Source organism: Bacteroides sp. ET71, assembly GCF_023336905.1.
Classification (GTDB): domain Bacteria; phylum Bacteroidota; class Bacteroidia; order Bacteroidales; family Bacteroidaceae; genus Bacteroides.
Genome location: NZ_JAMBLS010000056.1, coordinates 1 through 5,990, shown reverse-complemented (window position 1 = coordinate 5,990; position 5,990 = coordinate 1). Strand labels below are relative to the sequence as shown.

At 40.4% G+C, this 5,990-nt stretch carries 5 protein-coding genes and 1 pseudogene; 1 reads left to right on the top strand and 5 read right to left on the bottom strand.

The window, feature by feature from the left end; all coding sequences use genetic code 11:
- Nucleotides 1-295 (top strand): annotated as a pseudogene (locus M3090_RS14635) (virulence protein E); the annotation flags it as partial.
- A 118-nt stretch (nt 296-413) separates the two neighbouring features.
- On the opposite strand, the gene M3090_RS14630 reads toward M3090_RS14635, so the two are convergent.
- The 5 genes from M3090_RS14630 to M3090_RS14610 form a co-directional block, all read right to left on the bottom strand.
- Nucleotides 414-962, bottom strand: a complete 549-nt coding sequence (locus tag M3090_RS14630; protein WP_249057567.1) for a hypothetical protein — start codon at nt 960-962, stop codon at nt 414-416.
- Nucleotides 963-1,186: 224 nt separating this feature from the next.
- Nucleotides 1,187-1,348: a hypothetical protein gene (locus tag M3090_RS14625; RefSeq protein ID WP_249057565.1), complete on the bottom strand. Its 162-nt coding sequence runs from the start codon at nt 1,346-1,348 to the stop codon at nt 1,187-1,189.
- A 331-nt stretch (nt 1,349-1,679) separates the two neighbouring features.
- Complete coding sequence (locus M3090_RS14620) at nt 1,680-1,964, bottom strand: helix-turn-helix transcriptional regulator (protein ID WP_249057564.1); 285 nt, start codon at nt 1,962-1,964, stop codon at nt 1,680-1,682.
- 111 nt (nt 1,965-2,075) lie between these two features.
- On the bottom strand, nt 2,076-3,413 hold the full coding sequence (locus tag M3090_RS14615; RefSeq protein ID WP_249057562.1) for a phage integrase SAM-like domain-containing protein: 1,338 nt from the start codon (nt 3,411-3,413) through the stop codon (nt 2,076-2,078).
- Between the two features lie 456 nt (nt 3,414-3,869).
- Nucleotides 3,870-5,897 carry a glycoside hydrolase family 127 protein gene (locus M3090_RS14610; RefSeq protein WP_249057561.1) on the bottom strand — a complete coding sequence of 676 codons (2,028 nt, stop codon included), beginning with the start codon at nt 5,895-5,897 and terminating at the stop codon, nt 3,870-3,872.
- Between the last annotated feature and the right edge of the window lie 93 nt (nt 5,898-5,990).

Here is a 5,990-nt window from a genome sequence, read left to right as displayed (position 1 = left end):
TGTGGATGTCTATTGGAGGAAAGATTACCCAGATTCCTATGAAGATGGGCACAGACATCAATCCATTCTCTCCCGAGCCAAATGGTTATGCCTTTATGGGGTGCTCTATGAGAATGCCCTGGAGTATTTGAAAGCTACATTCGGGAAGCATGGCATTTCAGAATCGGACATAGAAGGAATGGTTATCAACAATTATAACGCCAACCGTGCCTTTTTCGGGAGTGAACGCCAAAAACTTTACTTGAAAAAGGAAGAAGCGAAGAAGTACCGGATTAAGACGTTATTTGGAATATAACATGAAAGGAGGCAAGTACCCTAAAAGTACCTGTCTCCTTTTTCTCGTGCTAAAATAGGATTAAGATATTCAGCAATCTACTCAAACATTCATTGGATAGCGTTCCAAAATTTTATCATTACACCATATTTCTGGGTTTCATTAAAGGGTTCGGGTGGTTCGGATTCAGGGCGATCGTTCTTTGTTCCAGCATCTCCTTTTTCTTTTGCTGATAGGCCTGATATTCCGGACTGTCTTCCTCCACCCATGCCAGATTCTCCTCACTCCAGTTCAGATAATCCCCATCCTTATGAAGTATTTGGGGGCGTTTCAGTATTGTCTTATCTCCATCCACAAATTCAGCCATGTCCATCAGTTCATCCATTGAGATATGTTTGTCCTCGTAGCTACCGTATTTGTTTTTGATCCGATAACTGATGTATGGCTCGGGAATAGGAACATTTCTGTCTGTATCGCTGTCACCAATATCGATAGTGACACGAATTTCATTCTTTTTACTTTTCTCTTTCCATACTGTGCCATCAAAATTTACCCATAAGTCCTTTTGTATGGATCTGATCGGATCGAGAGAAGAGAATTGCTTGAGTACACGCCATTCCAAATTGCTGGCACTACAATTCCCTTTGTTCCCGTCTTTATGAACAAGCTCGTATTTCCTTCCATCCATAGGTTTGGGGACATAGCAGTCTGCAACGAGTTCATCCAGTTCAACTATCCCAGGAAATTTTAGATCCAGGTATTTTGAACCGTCAGGTCTTATATGGATCTTAAGAAAGCGGTTTAAGGAAGGATCGTTGTATTCACGATAAACAGGGAACCCTTTTCATGGTATCCAAAGATTGAGTTTGGATGAATAACGCATCAGAATATTAGTAATATACCTGTCGTTTTTCATTTTGAACTTTTTCCAATATAAGAGCCTGTCTTATCTGCCAATTTTAACGGGAATGACAAGAAACCATAAATTCTGTCATACCAAAGATAGGCACTGACACCTCCAATTGCAAGTGAAATAATTGTTGCGCTAACTTTTACTATATTTACCTTTTCCATAATTGTATATTTAAATTATTCAACATTTTAAACGTTAAATTATTATCAGTCACAGCTCTAAATTGGGGCATAAGACCGTAGTTCATTTTACCATCCGCTGCATAAGCGGTTGCCTGCTCCGATTGCTCGGTCACAGGACTTAAAAATAATCTTATCATTAGCTCTTATTTAAGACGCTGTTATTATTGTTATGTGTGCTACAGTTACTATCAGTCGTAGCACTACACTGAGGCTGAACACCATCGTTATTAATCACTTCATTCTTTACTATTGTGCAAACAGCTACCTCCTCCGATAACTCGGTCAGAGGATTTAATTCTTTTTCAGACATTTAATAATTAAAACTGTTTAAGTAATTATCAATGGAGTCTTGACTAAATAACGGATTACGTCCCGTATATTTAGTAGGAACTAATCGGCCTTCTTTTTTATGCCGATACAGCTTAGACTTAGATATGTGAAGCATATCACACACCTGCTTAATAGTATATAGCTTCCTGCCAGAATCCGCTTGTTTAGTTGCATCTGGCATTTGCCTTACTTGTTCTACTACACGATTGGCTATCATGTCAGCAATCATGTTAAGAATGTTTACTACTTCTGTTTTTGTTTCCATAATCTTTTTTGTTAAATTCTGGTGCAAAATTATGGAATTCACAATTATACGTTAGGGGAAAACAATTACTATAAACGGTATCCTTTCCCCTAATCAGGATGGAGAATTTCACTATTCCAATCGGTTCACGACAGAGCGTTTAATATCTTCATCTATTGTACGATAACGAGCGAAAGCTTTACTTCCTTCGGTATGTCCAGTCATACTGCCTATCAAATTTGCATCCTTTACTTCTTTATATAGATTCCCAATAAAATTTCTACGAGCCATATATGACGTAGCTACTTCATAAATTGGATGCTGTTCGTCTTGCCTAGTTATTGGATTAATGACTGTCACGATTCTTGATATACCAGCCTTTTTCAGCATCTTTTTTATAGCTTTATTATAGTGTTGCGTTGAAATGAAAGGGAATAGTGCTTCTCGCTTCTCGTTTTTATAACGCAAAAGAATCTTTTTGGCCTGAGCGATTAAAGGTACGCTGACTGTTTTTCCCGATTCATCAACAGTCTTACTGGGTATATATTCTATCGAGTCGCCTACTACATTATCTTTTGTAAGTTGATAAAAATCACCCGTTCTGATTCCAATGCAAGATTGAAAAACAAAAATATCTCGTTGTATGGCCAGCATTGGTTCATCGGAAAAATCATATTCAAATAACTTATTTCGTTCTGCTGTCGTTATAAAAAAGGGTGTACCATATACGCAAGTCGGTAATTGATATTTATTGAACGGATTATTGTTTGTTCTCCCTGTTGCTACAGCCCAATTATAAAAAGTTCGGAAGCGCTTCATGATATAATGAATGCCGTTAGTACCTCTTGCTTTGGGTTTCCTAACTTCAGGATAAGTTTGATATATGTTTATATGCTTGATGCACACTCCATTTTTGTTAAAGAAGGTATGCTCAATTCTCAGGAATTCTTCAAAGCGAACCAAATCCAAATCTGTAATATCGTCTAAGTTTAAGCAGAATCCTTTTCCACGATATAATTCATACCTTTTTAACAATCTAATGAGCGTTCCAAATTGGGCAGAACGATTTCCTGGTTTAACCCTTACGGAAATAAAAATCTTAAGAATCTCAAAAAAGTCCTTTTCATTTCCATCCTCTGTTTTTGGTGTACCGAAATGGAATTCATGCACTATACTTTCAAGCCATGATTTGCTGATTTCTTCAATAGGAACTGTAATGCTCTTAGCCAAAATGAAAGTACATAAAGTATCAAGCTGCTTTTGTAACGCAATTAATTCTCCTTGCTCTTTTACATGGATGCGTGGTATTACGATTTTTTCTTTTTTGGAGTCCCAATACTTGGACAAAACATACAGATTTGATTTAGTCCGAAATACTTTATTGCGGGCTATTGAAATACGTAAAAGAATTTCATGTTTTGCATTTCCTTTTTGCTGCTTACTTGATAAATACATTCTGATTGTAGCCATATCCTTTAAATTTTTATGGCCACGAAATTGAGGAAAAAACAGTACTTCATTTGGGGGATAAATAAGACTAGGAAATCTGATTTTCCCCTATTCATATCTTGGTTGACAAAATAGGGCTATTTTTGTCAACCGAGAATGATTCTGTTGACATTTTATGAATTATACTAAGATAATAGAGCCTTATAAGGGGTTAGATTTCAGTACTATACATGCCTTTTATAGATTCATATAATCTCAAATTATAGCCCTGGCTGGTCCACAAAAACAGGAAAGCGCTAACTGCCTCATTCCATGCAGTTAGCGCTTTCCCTTTTATCCGCTTTATGTTTCTACGGTAATCTTAAACAGACAGTTGTCTGTGTCTTTCACATCGTTGGCCGGCTTAGCAGAAATAACCAAACTTATTCCCCCCTCTGAGAGGAACGTTCATAATCATCTCCCTATTAATATTGGCTTTTAGTGAAAAAAGCCATTGTCTTCCAGATTTGGAGCCATTAGAGGAGAAGCAGAAGAAGCACCAACTTCAATAGGTAACCAGACATCCATATCTCCTTCACCACGATGAGCCCAAGCATAATAGGGAATGAGGGTCAGTCGTGCATCCCGTACAACAAGTTTACCGTCAGCTCCGTAACTGAGCACCTGTACGGGAGTGACAAGAGTACAAACACCATTCAATAAATCAGGCTGCCAAGTCACCTCGAAAGAAGGATAACGATTCAACAATATGTTGTGCACATTAAAGTCATTGTCAGGCCACTCAGCGCAATACACCAACGGTCCGCGTTCTATGGCCACGCGCCCACGGTCTGCTTCCACCTGGTCATTGGCTTTTACCAAACGGGGTTCCATATCGAAATGAATATTTACCACATCGCCTTTTTTCCATATACGGTCAATACATAAATAGCCATTTTTCAATTCACCTTTTACAGCCTCTCCATTCACTTCTACACGATAACCAAGCTCTTGGTTGTCAGCATAGGTATAAAGAGTACTGGGAACTACCTGATTACGCACCCAACCAGGAATGCGAATATTCATACAAAAAGGCGAATGTCCCTGCGCTACGGTCAAGCGGATGTCACCATTCCACGGATAAAGCGTTTCCTGCTCCAGCACCACTTTTTTCTTACCCAAATTCAACGTTGCGCGATTGGGAAGAAAAAGATTAACATACACTTCATCCCCTTTTACAGCATAAACATAGCCAGGAAGAGATGGAATAAACCGACAAATATTGCTGGGACAGCAGGCACATCCGAACCAAGACTGACGGCTATAATTACCAACCGAGGAGAGCGGATTGGGATAAAAGAAAGTTCCTCCATCCAATGACACACCTGAAATCAATCCATTGTAAAGCGTACGCTCCAACACATCAAAATATTTAGCCTCACCATGCAGAAGAAACAGACGATAGTTGACATACACATTGCCGATAGCAGCACATGTCTCATTATAAGCTGCCAGATTCGGCAGTTCATAATTGTCACCAAAAGCTTCGCCATCGTGGCGGGCACCAATACCTCCCGTAATGTAGAGTTTCTTGCCAACAATGTTCTCCCAGATGCGGTCGATGGTATGGATGTAGGCCGTATCGCCCGTAACAGCCGCCACATCGGCCATACCTGCATACATATAAGTAGCGCGCACGGCATGTCCCACGGCCTCGTCCTGCTCCAGCACAGGCTTATGGGATTGACAATAAGCATCACGCCGGGCGGTATGCCCGCGGGCATCCAGGAAAAACTTGGCCTGCTTCAGATATTTCTCATTGCCGGTGGCCAGATAAAGACGCACCAAAGCCATCTCTACAATCTGATGCCCTGGCACCAGGCATTTCTGTCCGGGGGCGTCACCAATGGCTTCACATACACAATCGGCATAACGGATAGCGATATCCAGAAAATTGCGTTTGCCAGTAGCCTGATAGTACGCCACAGCTCCCTCAATCATATGCCCCAGGTCGTAAAACTCATGGCTGAGACTCTCCACCAACACCCAACGTTCCGGACCTGCCCACTCATGCGGGTGCTTAGGGTTCATGGTGCGAGCAGTATAAAGATAACCGTCCGCTTCCTGGGCTGCAGACACGATGACAAGAATGCTGTCTATGTATTTTTCCAATTTCTCATCCGGATAAGTCTGCAAAGAATAACTGGCTCCTTCGATGGTCTTGTACACATCCGTATCATCGAACGGGGACCCGCCGACTTTGTATTTTTCACTGGGATGAGCCGCCTTCACAAAATTGTCATAACGACCGCTTTCCTCGCATTTTCTGAAAGCCAAAGGGATAGTAACTTCCCGGTTAGCCTTCAAGCGCTGCCCCCAGAAGCTTTCAGGAACCACTTTCACAGAAGTAAAAGGCACAGGAGTAATGGGATAGCCCCCTGAATGAATGTCTACTTTGTTTTGGGCAAACAACTCGCCGGACAATACAAGAACAAGAAACAACAAAGAAAAATAATGTTTCACCATACAGCAATAATATTTCAAGGTCTACTTAATAATGTAACAAAGATATATAATCATCCCAATGACTATTAACCCTGAGGATACTTTTAACAGAAA

Excerpts from the sequence above, each read along its gene's own strand:
- M3090_RS14630 (WP_249057567.1), bottom strand. The coding sequence starts at position 962 with ATGGATGGAAGGAAATACGAGCTTGTTCATAAAGACGGGAACAAAGGG.
- M3090_RS14625 (WP_249057565.1), bottom strand. The coding sequence starts at position 1,348 with ATGGAAAAGGTAAATATAGTAAAAGTTAGCGCAACAATTATTTCACTT.
- M3090_RS14620 (WP_249057564.1), bottom strand. The coding sequence starts at position 1,964 with ATGGAAACAAAAACAGAAGTAGTAAACATTCTTAACATGATTGCTGAC.
- M3090_RS14615 (WP_249057562.1), bottom strand. The coding sequence starts at position 3,413 with ATGGCTACAATCAGAATGTATTTATCAAGTAAGCAGCAAAAAGGAAAT.
- M3090_RS14610 (WP_249057561.1), bottom strand. The coding sequence starts at position 5,897 with ATGGTGAAACATTATTTTTCTTTGTTGTTTCTTGTTCTTGTATTGTCC.